The organism is Streptomyces sp. SudanB5_2050, assembly GCF_964272335.1.
Taxonomy (GTDB): Bacteria; Actinomycetota; Actinomycetes; order Streptomycetales; family Streptomycetaceae; genus Streptomyces; species Streptomyces rochei.
Genome location: NZ_OZ186760.1, coordinates 7,041,140 through 7,056,005 on the forward strand (window position 1 = coordinate 7,041,140; position 14,866 = coordinate 7,056,005).

Genomic DNA, 14,866 nt, shown 5'->3' on the forward strand with positions numbered 1-14,866 from the left:
GGATGCACACAATGCGGAACACCGCGCGCTGGGCAGCGACTCTGGGCCTGACGGCCACCGCCGTCTGCGGGCCCCTCGCCGGGGCCTCCCTCGCCTCCCCGGCCACCGCCCCCGCGTCGCTCTACGCCCCCTCGGCCCTGGTGCTGACCGTGGGGTACGGAGAGAGCGCTGCCACCGCCGCGCCGGTACGCGCGGTCACCCTGACCTGCGCCCCGCAGGCGGCCGGCACGCACCCGGCCGCCGCGTCGGCCTGCGCCGAACTGCGCGGCGCGGGGGGTGACTTCGACGCCCTGAGAGCGGAACCCGGCGTGTTCTGCACCCGTGAGTACGACCCCGTGGTGGTCACCGTCGACGGGGTCTGGCAGGGCCGGCACGTCTCCTACGAACGCACCTTCGCCAACGAGTGCGTGAAGAACGCGGGCAGCGCCGGCGTCTTCACCTTCTAGGACCGGGACCGGCCGCCCGTGCGGCGCGAGTGGCGGCTCGCTACTGGGGAGTGCGAGGCGCCGCCGGACGGGAAGCGGTCCCGCACCGGGGACGGCGGACGGAGTGGGGCCGTCCGCCGTTCTCCGGGATCAAGCGGGTCATAAGAGGGTCAGCCCTTCGCCGCGGGCCCGTCGCCGGAGCCCGACGAGCGGGCGCGGTGACTGGTGTCGCACCAGGGATAGCGCCGACTGCGGCGACAGGTGCACAGCGCGACCCGGAAACGGTCGGAGGACACCGTCGTGCCGTCCTCCAGCTCCACCTCCACCGGGCCCTCCACCAGCAGCGGCCCCCGGCGCTGGACCTTGACCCGGCGCGGGGCGTCAGACGGGGAGTTCGGCACGGACGACCACCAGCTCCTCCTCGTTGTCGGCCAGGGACAGCAGCCCGCGCTGGCGCAGCCAGCGTTCCCGGCCGCGCACCACGGGACCGAAGGCGATCCGCTGCCGCCGGGTCACCGCCGCCTTCAGTCCGGCCTCCCGCAGGCGCCCCACGGTCCGCTCCGGATCGCTGAGGGCGGACTGCACGAGCAGCAGCACCCCGCCGGGGCGCAGCAGGCCGGGCGCCTCGGCGCAGATCCGGTCCAGCACCAGCCGCCCGTCGTGGCCCGCGTCCCAGGCCCGCGCCGCACCGCGCGGCGCACGGCCCCGGCCCGGGGCCGGTACGTACGGCGGATTGGCCAGCACCAGATCGAACGTCTCGCCCCGTACGGGCGTGAAGAGGTTGCCGTGCCGAACACGGACGCGCAGCCCGGCCCGCGCGGCGTTCACCCGGGCGGCGCACACCGCGCGCCAGGACACGTCCACCGCGGTCACCCGGCCGCCCCGCCGGGCGGCCGCCAGGGCCAGGGCGCCCGATCCGGTCCCCACGTCGAGCACGGCCGCGCCCGGCGGGAGCGACTCGTCGGACAGCGCCCCGGCCAGCAGGGCGGTGTCCTCCTGAGGGGCGTACACGCCCGGTAGCACCATGAAATTCACGGATCCCAGGTACCCCACCGGTCACGAAGTATGGGACACCTCGTGCTCCGCGTGCCGCGGGTCGGGCAGCGGGGTGCGCAGGGACGACCTGCCGCAACGCCAGTCGGCGAGCAGCCGGGCCCCGAAGCGGTCCTCCAGGAAACCGGTGGCGTCGATGCCGAAGGCGACGTCCGCGGCGAGCCAGGGCTCCTGCTCGAGGAGCCCGTCGATCACCTCGTGCCGGACGATCTGCTCGTGCACCGCGTCGGCCTCGACGTGCTCGTCGTAGAAGTGCTCGGCGGCGGGTCCGGCGCCGGTGCGGCGCATCGCCTCGGCGAGCCGCCGTGAACCGGGCGACGAGGTGATCTCGACCGCCGCGAAGTGGCCCACCAGGGCGCCGCGCAGCGACCGGTGCAGGCCGAACAGCGACATCATGTTCACCGTGGCCAGGCATTCGGCCGACGCCGCGTCCAGATGGCGGCCGTACGCGGTGTCCAGACCCAGGTCCGTCATCAGGTCAGCGAACAGCCGGGCGTGCACCCGCTCGGCACGGCCGCCGCCGTACTCGTCGAACTCCACCGCCGCCATCGCCGCCTTGGCCCGCCCCCACAACCGCGGCAGCACCCAGGCGTGCGGGTCGGCCTCCTTGAGGTGGTAGAGGGAGCGCTGGGCCGCGTACTCGCGCAGCTGCCACAGCTCGCCCTCGTCCCGGAGGAAGTGACTGACGCCCTTCCCGTCGACGGGTTCGACCAGCAGCGCCCCGACCGCCTCGGCGACACTGTCGTGCACCGGGGTGTCGGCGCGCAGCGCGGACAGGAAGCGGTCCTCCAGCGCGGCCCGGGTCCCCAGCAGGCCGGGGTCCCATTCGAGAGCGGGGGAGACGCCGGCGAACCCCCGGTAGTGCAGCTCGTAACACTGGTACAGGGCCAGTTGCAGGTCGTCGCCGTACGGCGGGGCCTCGGCGACGGTCTCGGCGGCGGGCAGCGGACCCGCCCCGAGCAGGTACGCGCCGACGGCCGCGGAGATCGGGCCCCGGGCCGTCGGCAACTGTGGTCCTTCGCGGTCGTACTCCATGGCACGCCGAGTACCCGCCCGGCACCGCGGCACCCCTGCCCGGCCGGGACGGGTGACACGTCACTCTCCCTCGGCGTCCTCCTGGGCCCCGGTGTTCGGCGAGGTGGCGTCCCCCGCCTCGCCCCGGCGCGGGCCCTCGTCGGACTCGGCGTCGCGCGGCCGGGCCTCCGCGATCTCGTGCAGAACCTCCTCGATGGCGGTCTCGGGGGACTTGTGGTCGGCATCGCCGTTCCGGGACACGGGTGCTCCTTTCCTCCGTACGACCGGACCCCTGCGGCCCGGTCCTTCGGCTCGGTCAGCTCGATGTGCTCGCGACGCGCAGCGGCACCGGTGCCGCCGCGGTCGCCTCGTCGTTGTGGCGGGTGACCTCCGCCCACCAGGCCGGACCGTCCTCGATGTGCCGCAGCAGGACACCCTCGCGGATGGCCCAGGGGCACAGGGTTACCGACTCCAGGCCGGTCAGCTTCATGGCGGTGTGCCCGACCACGGCCCCGGCCAGGCTCTGCGCCGCCCGCGGCGCCGAGATGCCCGGCAGCCGGGCCCGCTCGGCGGCGGTCAGCGTGGCGAGGCGGTCCGCGGCCTCACCCAGGTCCGCGCAGCGCATCCGGCGCTCCACGAACGGGCCGTGCCGGCCCGGCGGCGCCCCGCACAGCCGGCCCAGCTGCTGGAAGGTCCGCGACGTCGCCACCGCGGTGCGCGGCCCCTCCCAGCGGATCCGCGCCGCGACGTCCCGCAACTGGTGGCGGACCCTGCGGCGCAGCGCCCGGACCTGCTCCGGCGGCGGCGCGTCCACCCCACCGTCCAGGAACTCGTGGGTCAGCCGGGCGGCGCCCAGCGGCAGCGAGGCGACGAAGTCGGGCAGCCGGCCGCGGCCGAAGGCGATCTCCAGCGAGCCGCCGCCGATGTCCAGCAGCGCCAGCGGACCGGACCGCCAGCCCATCCAGCGCCGGGCACCGAGGAACGTCAGCTCCGCCTCCACCTCGCCCGGCAGCGTGCACAGGGCGACACCCGTACGGGCGCGGACGGTGCGCAGCACCTCCCGCCGGTTGGGCGCGGCGCGCACCACGGCCGTCGCGAAGGCCAGCGGGGCCGAGGACCCCCATCGGGCCGCGGTCCGGCTCGCGCCCTCGACCGCCGCCACGAGCCGCTCCACGGCCTCCTCGGGCACCGCACCGCCCGGCTTGACCTGCTCCGACAGCCGCAGCCGCCATTTCGCGGTGTGGACCGGCAGCGGTACACCGCCCTCCGCGTCCGCCACCATGAGACGGACCGTGTTCGACCCCACGTCCACCACGCTGATACGCATGAGGACGCAGGTACCCATTTACGGCCGGTCCAAGGGCCGCCCGCCCGGGTACGGCCGGAAACACGCGCCGGGGCTCAGGCGAGCTGCCGCCGCACCAGCTCGTGCAGCCGTCCGCCGGTGTCGGCGAGCAGTTCCGCCGGCGGCCCCTGCTGGGCGACCTTGCCGTCCTCCATCACGATCACGCGGTCGGCGTCCAGCACCGTCGACAGCCGGTGCGCGATCACCACCCGGGTGGCGTCGAGGGCCTTGGTCGACTCGATCACCCGGCGCTGCGTCTCGTTGTCCAGGGCGCTGGTCGCCTCGTCGAAGAAGAGGATGCGCGGCCGGCGGATCAGCGCCTGCGCGATCATCAGCCGCTGCCGCTGCCCCCCGGAGACCGCCCCGCTGCCCGAGACGATGGTGTGCAGACCCATCGGCATCCGCCGGATGTCCTCCGCGAGCCCCGCCATCTCGGCCGCCGCCATCGCCTCCTCCGGCGTGTACGGCTCGGTGCCGCAGATGACGTCGAGGATCGAACCGGTGAACGGCTGCGCGTGCTGGAGCACCACCCCGCACTGCCTGCGTACCGCGGACTGGTCCAGCGCGGCCAGGTCCTGGCCGTCGTACAGGACACTGCCCGACAGCGGGCGGTCGAAGCCGATCAGCAACCGCAGCAGCGTCGACTTGCCGCAGCCGCTGGGGCCGACGATCGCGACGAATTCGCCCGGCCGCACCTCGAAGGAGACGTCGTCCAGGACCAGCGGACCGTCGTCGCTGTACCGGAACGACAGCCGCCGCGCCTCGATCGCGCCCGACAGCGGACCCGGCCGGGTACTGGCCGCCCGCACCTCCGGTGTCGCGTCCAGCACCGGCCGGATCTCCTCGAACAGCGGCAGCGCGGCCACCGCCGACACGAACGCCCCGGTCAGCTGGGTGACGGAGGTCAGCAGCATCGTCACCGACGCGTTGAAGGTGAGGAAGTCGGCCGCCGACATCGAACCCCGCGCGGGACCGGCGAGCAGCATGAACATCAGCAGCGTGCACAGCGGCAGGTACACCGCGCCCAGCACCGCGTTGAGGTTCTTGATCCGCCCGGCCCGCTGCTGGAGCTCACGGCTGCGCGCGAACTGCTCCGCCCACGCCGCGTACGCGTAGTTCTCGGCGGCGGCCACCCGCAGCTTGGGCAGCCCGCGCAGGGTCTGGAACGCCTGGTTGTTCAACTTGTTGGTGAGCTGGACCAGCCGCCGCTGCCAGCGCACCTGCCACAGCCCGAGCCCCAGGAAGACGGCGGCCACCACCACCAGCATGCCGATCGCCGCGAGCGCCATCGGGACGCTGTACCAGAGCAGCAGCACCAGATTCATCGCCCCGACGGTCACCGACTGCGCCACCGTCGGTCCGACCCCGGCCAGCAGTCTGCGGATCGCGCTGATGCCCATGGCCGCGCTCGCCAGTTCGCCGGTGGAACGCTCGGTGAAGAACGTGGTCGGCAGCCTCAGCAGCCGGTCCCAGACGGCCGGCTGGAGCGTCGCCTCGACGCGGCCCTCCAACCGCAGGACGGTGAGGTTCTGCAGCAGCATGAAGGCCGCCGCGACGACGCCGCTGAGCATCACCGCGAGACACACCTGCGCGATCAGCCCCGTCTGGGCCTTCGGCACGAACTCCCCGAGCACCTTGCCGGTCGCGACCGGCACCAGCGCGCCGAGCGCCACCGTCACCAGGCCCGCCAGCAGCAGCGCGGACAGATCCCGGCGGGTGCCCCGCAGACAGAACCGCAGCAGCCCCAGCGGGCCGAGCCGGCGTTCCGGCAGCGGCCGGTAGAACATCACCGCGCGCGGCTCGAACTCCTCGGCGTTCGCCTTCTCGACCGGCGTCCGGCGGCCGGTCGCCGGATGGACGGCCACATAGCCGCCGCGCTGCCACAGCAGCGCCACCGGCGCCCCCGACAGGGCCCGGTGACCGACCAGCGGACCGACGTCGTCCCGCCACCAGCGGCCGTCCAGCCGCACGGTCCGGGTGCGCACGCGCGAGGCGACGGCGATCCGTTCCACCGGATCGATCCGGTCGCTCTCCGTGCCGTTGCGCGCGGGTTCGGCGAGCGGAATCCCGGCGGCCCGGGCGACGAGCCGGCACGCCGCGTACGTGGCGTCGGCGTCGGCGGCGGTGCTCCGCTGCCCCGACCGCTTGCCGATGGAGGCCAGCAGCGTCCGGTCGGCCCGGGCGCGCACCGCCTCACCGGCCTTGATACCGGCGGCGGTACGGGTCTCGTGGGTGCGTTCCAGCTGCTCGATCCAGCGGTCCAGCGTGGTCAGCAGCCGGTGCTGCTGGTCGACCATGCTCTGCCACAGCGCCGGGTCCATCAGCAGGTCGGCCGCGGCCTCCTCGCCGTACACCGCCCCGTACTGCACGCTGCCGGGCGGCACCTGCATCCAGAACACGTCGTCGTCGCCCACGCCGGCGTGCGCCCGCGCGGGGGAGCCGCCGTGGGCCGTGGCCTGTTCGGCGGCCATCGGCGCCTGGAAGAGGACGGTCAGACCGCGGCCCACGCCGAGGGCGAGGGCGTACTCCAGCGGGCTCGTCCGCGGCGGAACGTACTGCGGATTGCCGTACTCGTCGTACGACCACGTCTGGGTGTGCGCCGGCTGGTACAGCTCGCGCAGTGCGATGCGGTGCACCACGCAGTCCCGCAGCGGGCGGGCGACCAGGGTGTGCCGGGGCCCGGCGACCGGGCCGAGCAGCACCGAGCCGGCCTCCAGGCGGCCCAGGTGGTGCCAGTGCCCCTGCTCACCGGCGTCCACCGCGAACAGGTCCAGCGCCCCGGACGCCACCAGCCACAGGACCTGCGGCCCCTCCAGGTCGAGGCGGCCGAACCCGGCGCAGTCGACGCGGGTGCCCAGCGAGCCGAGCGCCCCGAGGACGAGATCGCCCTGACCTTCGTGCACGGCAGTCATCTCACCGCTCCCTGACCAGTGCCGCGTACGTGCCGCCGCGTGCCAGCAGTTCCTCGTGCCGTCCGCGCTCGACGACCGTGCCGTGCCGCAGCACGACGATCTCGTCGCTGTCCCGCACGGTGCTCAGCCGGTGCGCGATCACCACGCAGGCACAGCCGCGCCGGCGCAGGTTGTCCATGACCACCAGCTCGGTCTCCGCGTCCAGCGCGCTGGTCACCTCGTCGAGGACGAGGATGCTCGGCCGGCGCACCAGGGCCCGCGCGATCTCCAGCCGCTGACGCTGACCGCCGGAGAAGTTGCGGCCGTCCTGCTCCACCCTGCTGTGGATGCCGCCCGGCCGGCGCATCACCACGTCGTGGAGGGCGGCGTCCCGCAGGGCCTCCACCACGGCGTCGTCGGGGATCGAGGGGTCCCACAGCGCCACGTTGTCGCGCACGGTGCCCTCGAAGAGGAACACGTCCTGGTCGACGAAGGAGACGGAGGACGCGAGCGCCCCGCGCGGGATGTCCTCCAGACGCTGTCCGTCGATGCGGATGACGCCGTCCCAGGGGGCGTACAGGCCCGAGATCAGCCGGGACACCGTGGACTTGCCGCTGCCCGATCCGCCGACCAGCGCCACCTGCCGCCCCGGCCCGACGGTCAGGTCGAAGCCGGTCAGCAAGGGCTCGTCGAGGGGGTTGTAGCCGAAGGAGACGTTCTGCAGCTCGACGTGCCCGCGGAGCCTGCGGGTGGAGTCGCCGGCGCCGCCCGGACGGTCGTAGAGCGGGTCGGCACGGAAGTTCTCCACGTCCTTCAGCCGTGCCACGTCGGCCGCGAAGTCCTGGATGCGGCCCGCGACGCCGTTCAGCCGGGTCAGCGGGGCCGTGAAGCGGACCACCAGCGCCTGGAAGGCGACGAGCAGGCCGACCGAGATGTGCCCCTCGACCGCGCGCAGACCGCCGATCCACAGGATCAGCCCGCTGTTGAGCGTCGCGAGCGTCGGCGCCACCACGCCCAGCCAGGCGCTCGGCACCCCGAGCCGCTGCTGCTCCTCCAGCGTGGTGGCGTGCTGCCCCGCCCACTTGCGGAAGTAGCCGTCCTCGCCACCGGTCGCCTTCATCGTCTCGATGAGCTGGAGGCCGGTGTACGCGGTGTTGGTCAGCCGCGCCGTGTCCGCCCGCAGCTTCGCCGTGCGGGTCGCGCGCAGCCGGATCACGATCCGCATGGCGAGGATGTTGAGCAGCGCCACGCCGATCCCGACGAAGGTGAGCTGCGGGTCGTACGTGTACAGCAGCACGGCGTACAGGACGACCACGATCGCGTCCACGCCCGCCGCGGCGAGGTCGCGGGCCAGCGTCTCGGCGACGGCGTCGTTCGACTGGAGGCGCTGCACGAGGTCGGCCGGGCTGCGCTGGGAGAAGAAGGTGACCGGCAGCCGCAGCAGGTGGCGCAGGAAGCGGGCGCTGGAGAGCGTCGAGGAGATGATCCGGCCGTGCAGCAGGTTCGCCTGCTGGAGCCAGGTCAGCACCACCGTGAGCAGCACGCACGCCGCCATCGACGCGAACAGCACCCCGAGCAGCGAGGTCTGCCCGCCGATCAGGAACATGTCGATGTAGGTGCGGCTGAGCGCGGGCACCGCCGCGCCGACCGCCACCAGCAGCAGACTGGCCAGCAGGGCGGCGGGGAGCGTGCCCGCGGTGCCGCGCAGCCGGGCCGGCATCGCGCCGAGCACGCCCGGCCTGCGACCGCCCCGGGTGAAGCCGTCGCCGGGCTCCATGGTCAGCACCACGCCGGTGAACGACCCGTCGAAGTCCTCCAGGGAGACGAAACGGCGGCCCTTGCCGGGGTCGTTGACGAACACCCCGCGGCGGCCGAATCGACGCCCCATGCCGTCGTAGACGACGTAGTGGTTGAACTCCCAGAACAGGATGGCCGGCGCCGTCACCTCCGCGAGTGCGGCCAGGTCCATCTGCATGCCCTTGGCGGTGAGGCCGTAACTCCGGGCCGCCTTGAGCAGGTTGCTGGCGCGCGAGCCGTCGCGGGAGACGCCGCAGGCGATGCGCAGCTCCTCCAGCGGCACGTGCCGCCCGTAGTGGGCGAGGACCATGGCGAGGGAGGCGGCCCCGCACTCCACGGCCTCCATCTGGAGCACGGTGGGCGTGCGGACCGTCCTGGCCCGCGCCTTGGGCGCCGTGCGCTTGGGCGGGGCGGCACGGCGCCTGCCCCGGGTCTCCTGTGCGGTGCTCACGGCAGCAGCCAATCGACGGGACGCTGATCGGCCAGCCGGATGGAACCGGTGGCCATGGTCATGGAGGTGAGGGCGAACGGGGGTCCGTCCGCGGACGACCACGCGTAGCCGCTCTTCGTGGACTCCGAGGTGTCCAGCCGGACCGTCACGGCCACCGGCCTGCCCTCCTCGGTGAACTGCTCGCCGAGCTGGCTGTCCCCGAGGAACGCGGCGATGGACTGCGCCGACTGCGCCGAGCGGTCCACCGACTGCACCTCCCCGTGCAGGACGCCGTACTGCTGGGCCGGCACCGACTGGACGGTGAGGTCGACGGAGGCGTGCGCGGGGATGGCGGCGGCGTTCTCGGCGGGGACGTAGACGGTGGCGTAGAGCGGATCGTCGGCGTGGGCCACCTTCTCGACGGAGGCGACGTTGGCGCCGGTCCCGATGATCTGCCCGACGGTGGCGGCGAGCGCGCTGACCCGCCCCGCGTCGATGGTGCGGACCACCGTCTCGCCGTCGTCCGTGCGCACCCTCAGCACGGGGGAGCCGGCGGGCAGCCGCTGTCCCTGGCGCGCGAGGACCGCGGTGACCTGGCCGGAGACGGGGCTCTGCAGGAGGTAACTGCCCTGGCCGTGAGTGAGGACGGCGGGCGCGCTCACCGTGGAGGTCACCGAACCGCCCACCGCCCACACGGACGCGGCGGCCATGGCGACCACGGTCACGGAGAGCACCAGCCAGCCCTGCGGGCGGGCGAGACGCACCGGGAGGTCCAGCTCCTCCGGTGACTGGAGCTTGGCGAGGGCCTGTTGGCGGAACTGCACGTCGGTGACTTCCCAGGGTCTTGCGAGGCGCTGCGGGTGAACCGCCGAAAAGCCCCGGAGCCTGGAGGGCTCCGGGACTCAGCGGCACAAGGGCGCGATCAGAGACCGGCGACCAGGTTGGTGACCGGGGCCGTGTTCAGGCCGGTGACGCCCTCGACGGTGCCGACGGCGGTGTTGACCAGGCCGGAGACCGGGGCGATGCCGTCCACCAGGCCGGTGACGGTGCCGACGGCGTTCACGTTCAGGCCGCCGGAGACGTTGTCGAGGTCGGCGTCGGAGATCTCGACGGTCTCGACCTGGGGGGTGGAGTTCATGATGGAACTTCCCTTCGTATAGCCATTTCACAAGGGGGGAGCGGCCCCCTCTGGGGACAGATGACGGCCGCGACCGCGGGCGCCGGGCGCCCGTTTCCGGAGCCCTCCGCGGCCCCCGCGGTGCGATGGATCAAAGCACGGGGCCGGTCCGCCCTTCCAATCAATCACCCCCTCCCACCAGGGAACTTGCGACGCCCGCGCGCCCAAGCGTGCAGGCTCGCGCACGCCTTCGCGGCGACTTCTTCACACCGGGGACCGCATCGGCCGGCGCGACCCCTTGCCCGCGCGGCGGTGAATCCGGCACTCCCGCCCCAAAGGCGTGCGCGGGGCCGTGGGCTTGTGCAGATCCGCCGACGGGAGTGACCGGGTTGGGCATTCGATGTGCAGATTCGCTGAAGCGGCGATTCCGCTCCGCGTCCGGAACGGAGCGTCGCCGACCGGATGCGGAGGGTGTCGATCCGTTCCGATCGCGCGGCTTTCGTGAACACGCCGTCCGGGCGGTGCGTATCAACAGCCGTCCAGGCGCCCCCGACAGCCGCCGGCCCGGCGGCACGGACCCCGTCCCAGGAGGTCGAGAAGGTTGAGTCACAAGCGAATTCCGAAGCGCAGGGCCGCGATGGCGGCGGGCGGTGTGGTGGCGCTCGGCGCGGCCGCCGTCCTGCTGCCCAGCGCCAACGCCTCCCAGGACGGCGGCTCTTCCGACGACGCGGCGGCGCCGAGGACGCTCAAGGCGGCGGACGCGCCGGACCTCGCCTCGCGGCTCGCCGGTCTGCTCGGTGACGCCTTCGCCGGCTCCTACTACGACGCCGACGAGCAGCGGCTCGTCGTCAACGTCGTACCCGGCGACGACGACCAGGTCGTCGTGCGGGCCGAGAAGGCGGGCGCGGAGGTCCGCGAGGTCGACAACACGATGGGCGAGCTGCGCGACGGCGCCCGGACCCTGAAGTCGCGGGCGACCATCCCGGGCACCTCGTGGGCGATCGACCCCCGTACCAACAAAATCCTGGTGACCGCCGACAGCACGGTCACCGGCGCCGAGTGGGACCGGCTGGAGTCCACCGTCCAGGGGCTCGGCACCGGCATGGCGACCCTCAAGCAGTCCCCCGGCACCTTCAAGACCTTCGCCTCGGGCGGCGACGCCATCTTCGGCGGCGGCGCGCGCTGCTCGCTCGGCTTCAACGTCACCGCGGGCGACGGCGCCCCGGCCTTCCTGACGGCCGGTCACTGCGGCGTCGCGGACGACCAGTGGTCCGAGGCGCAGGACGGGCCGCCGACGGCCACCGTCGACCAGGCGGTCTTCCCCGGCGAGGGGGACTTCGCGCTCGTCCGGTACGACGACCCGGCGACCCAGGCGCCGAGCGAGGTCGACCTCGGGGACCAGGCCGTCCCGATCGGCCGGGCCGCCGAGGCGACGGTGGGTCAGCAGGTCTTCCGGATGGGCAGCACGACCGGGCTGGCCGACGGGCAGGTCCTCGGCCTGGACGCCACCGTCAACTATCCCGAGGGCACGGTCACCGGCCTCATCCAGACGAACGTGTGCGCCGAACCGGGCGACAGCGGCGGCCCCCTGTTCACCCAGGACGGCCTGGCCGTCGGCCTGACCTCGGGCGGCAGCGGCGACTGCACGGTCGGCGGCGAGACCTTCTTCCAGCCGGTCACCACCGCCCTGGAGGCCGTCGGCGCGACCCTGGGCGACGGCACCGGCGCCGGCACCGGTGCCGGACAGGCCGGGGACGGAGGCGCCGGCGCGGCCGACCAGGCGGGCGAGGAGAACGCCGGGGGCGCGGACGCCGACGGCGGCGGCACCGGACAGGCCGGGGAGGACGCCGGCGGGGGTACCGGAGCGGGCGCGGACGGCGACGAGGTCGGCGGCCCGGGTGACGCCGGTGTCTCCGGTGACCCCGGAGACCTCGGTGACGGCACGGGAGCCGGTGCCGCCGCGGGCTCCGGACCCACCGGCTGACCGCCCGGCCCGGACGCCCGCGGCCCCCACAGCAGGGGCCGGCCCTCCGGCGGAAGGGCCGGCCCCGCACGCGTCCACGGCCGCACTCCGAGCCGGGACCCCGCCCGTGCCCGGCCCTCGCACGGGCGCCCTGCCCGTGGGCCCGCCACTCGTCCACGGCGTGGGTGGGGGCGTCTCGTCGCTTGTCCACGGCGCGACTGTTGGCGTCTCGTCGCTCGTCCATGGCGCGGGTGTTGGCGTCCCGCCGCTCGTCCACGGCGTGGTGCTGGGCTTCGCCGTTCGTCTATGGCAGGGGTGTTGGCGTCCCGCCGCTCATCCACGGCGCGGGTGGGGGCGTCCGCCATTCGCCCACGGCATGACTGTTGGCGTCCCGCCGTTCGTTCACGGCGCGGTGCTGGCCTCCCGACGTCCTTCCACGGCACGGCTGTTGGCGTCCAGCCGTTCGCGTCTCGCCCTCAGTCCAGGGTGCGCATGCCCTCGTCCCGCCCTCCCTCCACGCTGCGCGTGCCCCCGCCCCGCCCTCCCCCCCAGGCTGCGCATGCCCCCGCCCCGCCCTCCGCCCCCGGCGCGGCTGCCCCGCCCCGCGTCACGCAACCGGTGCCCGCAGCAGCATCAGCGCGATGTCGTCGGGCCGTTCCTCCGCGTCCGCCGCGTGCCGCACCAGCCGGTCGGCCAGCTCCTCCAGCGGCAGCTCCCCGGCCACGGCCAGCCGCCGCCCCAGGCCGGCGAGGGCGTCGTCGAAGTCGACGCCGGGGGACTCGACGAGGCCGTCGGTGTAGAGGGCGAGCAGGGAGCCCGGGGCCAACTCCACCTCGGTGCGCGGATAGTCGGCCGACGGATCGATGCCCAGCAAGGGGCCGCCGGGGACGTCGAGCACGTCCACCGCGCCGTCCGGACGGCGCAGCAGCGGCGGCGGATGGCCGGCCCGCGCCAGCACCACCCGCCCGCGCCCCGGCTCCAGCCGCAGATACAGACAGCTGGCGAACAGCTCGGTGCCCAGGTCGATCAGCAGCCGGTTGGTGCCGCGCACCACCTCCTCGGGCGCCTGGCCGACCGCCGTGTAGGCGCGGACCGCCGTGCGCACCTGCCCCATCAGTCCGGCCGCCGTCACATTGTGGCCCTGCACGTCCCCGATCACCGCCGCCGCCGAACCCCGGGCCGGGACGAGGTCGTAGAAGTCGCCGCCGATGTCCATGCCGCGGGTGGCCGGCAGATAACGGGCCGCCGCCTCGATGCCGGGCAGCGCGGGCAGCGAGTGCGGCAGCAGGGCGTCCTGCAACCCGTGGGCCAGCCGGTGCTTCGCGTCGTAGATCAGGGCCCGGTCCAGGGCCTGGGCCACCAGCCCGGCCAGGCTGGTCAGGATCGCCCGTTCCTCCGTGGTGAAGGAGTGCGGCCGCTCGTAGGCCAGGACGCAGGTGCCCACCGGCCGCCCGGAGGCGATCAGCGGCAGGAACGCCCACGCGGCGAAGCCGTCGTGGGTGCCCCGCCGGGCCGGGTACAGGCGTTCGAGCTGCTCCCAGGACTCGAAGAACGCGGGCACCCCCGTCCGCAGGACCTGCGTGCCGGGGAGCCGTTCGGTGAGCGGGGTGCCGTCGAAGCGTTCGGCGACCGCCGGGTCGGGATAGCCGCGATGCCCCAGCACGTGCAGCCGGCCGGCCCGCGAGCCGAGGACGACCAGGCCCTGGCTGCCCACGGTCGGGGCGATCTCGTCCGCGATCAGCTGCACCACGTCCCGCACGCCCACCGCCTCGGACAGCGCGCCGGTCAGGCTCACCACCCGGGAGACGGTCACCAGCCGGGCCGGCGGCACGGCGTCCTCGGCCAGGGGGCCGCCCGGCCTCGGCCGTGACACGCCGCGGGCGCGGCTGATCCGGACGCTCAGTCCGGTGCGGGTCGGGTAGAGCCGGAACGACAGCCACCGGCCCGGTGGCCGCAGCGCGACGAACGACGTCGTCTCCTGGCTGAGCAGCGCCGCCCGGTAGCGGTCCTCGTACACCGGGTCGTCGAGCCACGGCACCGCCGTCCACAGCCGGCTGCCGATCAGCCGGGAGACCGGCACGTCCAGCAGATCGGCCGCCGCCGGATTGGCGTAGCCGACCCTGCCGTGCAGGTCGAGGGAGCACAGGCCGTACGGCAGCCGCCCCACCATCCGTACGGCCTCCAGGGCGCCGAGCGTTCCGGGCACGCCCCCGACCACCGGCGCGGCCAGCAGATCGGGCTCGGGGTGCACGGGGAGGTTCGCCTCCGCCGCGCTCTCCAACCGCGTGGCGAGCCGCCCGCAGGCCGCCGTGAGGCGCTCGCGCTCACCCGGGGACAAGTCGGCGTCGCGCGCACCGGGCCAGGTCAGGAAGACGGCACCGTACGCCGTGGTGTCCGTGGCGAGGGGGAGCGCGGCCAGCGAGAACGGGTAGGGCAGCACCACGGCGACCCTGGGATAGCGCCGCGCCATCTCCTCGCCGTCCCGGACCCAGACCAGCCGCCGCTCGCGCACGGCGTCCGCCACCGGCACCGGGGCGTGCAGCGTCACCCGCTCCCAAGGGGCCGCGAACGCCCTCGGCAGCCCGGCCATCACCGCCATCTCCAGGACCGGCGGATCGGCGCCCAGCAGGTACACCGCGCCGGAGTGGGCCCGTACGTCCTCCAGCATGGCCGCCAGCGCCAGGGAGAGCACCGGCCGGTCGGCCGGGTCCGGCGCGGCGACCCGCGCCGGTGACGACGACCGCTCGTCGGACACACCGACCACCTCCTCGCACGGCCGCACCGTGGCCCCGGTTCAAATCTCCTCCCCGGGAGCCCGTACCGCACGGTGG

At 74.4% G+C, this 14,866-nt stretch carries 12 protein-coding genes; 2 read left to right on the forward strand and 10 right to left on the reverse strand.

Features of this window, described 5'->3' with window-relative positions; all coding sequences use genetic code 11:
- The first annotated feature begins 11 nt into the window (after positions 1–11).
- The gene (locus ACFZP7_RS30890; protein ID WP_220670901.1) at positions 12–446 is read left to right on the forward strand and encodes a protease inhibitor; all 435 of its coding nucleotides are present in this window, start codon (positions 12–14) and stop codon (positions 444–446) included.
- A 149-nt stretch (positions 447–595) separates the two neighbouring features.
- On the opposite strand, the gene ACFZP7_RS30895 is transcribed toward ACFZP7_RS30890, so the two are convergent.
- The 9 genes from ACFZP7_RS30895 to ACFZP7_RS30935 form a co-directional block, all read right to left on the reverse strand.
- Complete coding sequence (locus ACFZP7_RS30895; protein ID WP_030975734.1) at positions 596–826, reverse strand: CDGSH iron-sulfur domain-containing protein; 231 nt, start codon at positions 824–826, stop codon at positions 596–598.
- A complete protein-coding gene (locus ACFZP7_RS30900; protein WP_031015894.1) occupies positions 807–1,451 on the reverse strand; it encodes a HemK2/MTQ2 family protein methyltransferase in 645 nt (214 codons plus the stop codon). The genes ACFZP7_RS30895 and ACFZP7_RS30900 overlap by 20 nt, the downstream gene beginning before the upstream one ends.
- Positions 1,452–1,481: 30 nt before the next feature.
- Complete coding sequence (locus tag ACFZP7_RS30905) at positions 1,482–2,513, reverse strand: iron-containing redox enzyme family protein (protein ID WP_127444843.1); 1,032 nt, start codon at positions 2,511–2,513, stop codon at positions 1,482–1,484.
- Between the two features lie 60 nt (positions 2,514–2,573).
- A complete protein-coding gene (locus tag ACFZP7_RS30910) occupies positions 2,574–2,753 on the reverse strand; it encodes a hypothetical protein (RefSeq protein ID WP_030975739.1) in 180 nt (59 codons plus the stop codon).
- Positions 2,754–2,808: 55 nt separating this feature from the next.
- Positions 2,809–3,819 (reverse strand): hypothetical protein, encoded by a 1,011-nt coding sequence (locus ACFZP7_RS30915; protein WP_062133573.1) that lies wholly within the window; start codon positions 3,817–3,819, stop codon positions 2,809–2,811.
- Between the two features lie 74 nt (positions 3,820–3,893).
- A complete protein-coding gene (locus ACFZP7_RS30920; protein ID WP_385637218.1) occupies positions 3,894–6,749 on the reverse strand; it encodes an NHLP bacteriocin export ABC transporter permease/ATPase subunit in 2,856 nt (951 codons plus the stop codon).
- Between the two features lies 1 nt (position 6,750).
- On the reverse strand, positions 6,751–8,976 hold the full coding sequence (locus ACFZP7_RS30925; protein ID WP_385637220.1) for an NHLP family bacteriocin export ABC transporter peptidase/permease/ATPase subunit: 2,226 nt from the start codon (positions 8,974–8,976) through the stop codon (positions 6,751–6,753).
- Positions 8,973–9,779 carry an HlyD family efflux transporter periplasmic adaptor subunit gene (locus tag ACFZP7_RS30930; RefSeq protein WP_046250083.1) on the reverse strand — a complete coding sequence of 269 codons (807 nt, stop codon included), beginning with the start codon at positions 9,777–9,779 and terminating at the stop codon, positions 8,973–8,975. The genes ACFZP7_RS30925 and ACFZP7_RS30930 overlap by 4 nt, the downstream gene beginning before the upstream one ends.
- A 98-nt stretch (positions 9,780–9,877) precedes the next feature.
- Entirely contained in the window at positions 9,878–10,093 is a 216-nt protein-coding gene (locus ACFZP7_RS30935; protein ID WP_019327743.1) for a hypothetical protein, read from the reverse strand.
- 580 nt (positions 10,094–10,673) lie between these two features.
- On the opposite strand from ACFZP7_RS30935, the gene ACFZP7_RS30940 reads away from it, so the two are divergent.
- A complete protein-coding gene (locus ACFZP7_RS30940) occupies positions 10,674–12,056 on the forward strand; it encodes a S1 family peptidase (RefSeq protein WP_385637222.1) in 1,383 nt (460 codons plus the stop codon).
- A gap of 586 nt (positions 12,057–12,642) precedes the next feature.
- On the opposite strand, the gene ACFZP7_RS30945 is transcribed toward ACFZP7_RS30940, so the two are convergent.
- Entirely contained in the window at positions 12,643–14,799 is a 2,157-nt protein-coding gene (locus ACFZP7_RS30945) for a SpoIIE family protein phosphatase (protein ID WP_385637225.1), read from the reverse strand.
- Between the last annotated feature and the right edge of the window lie 67 nt (positions 14,800–14,866).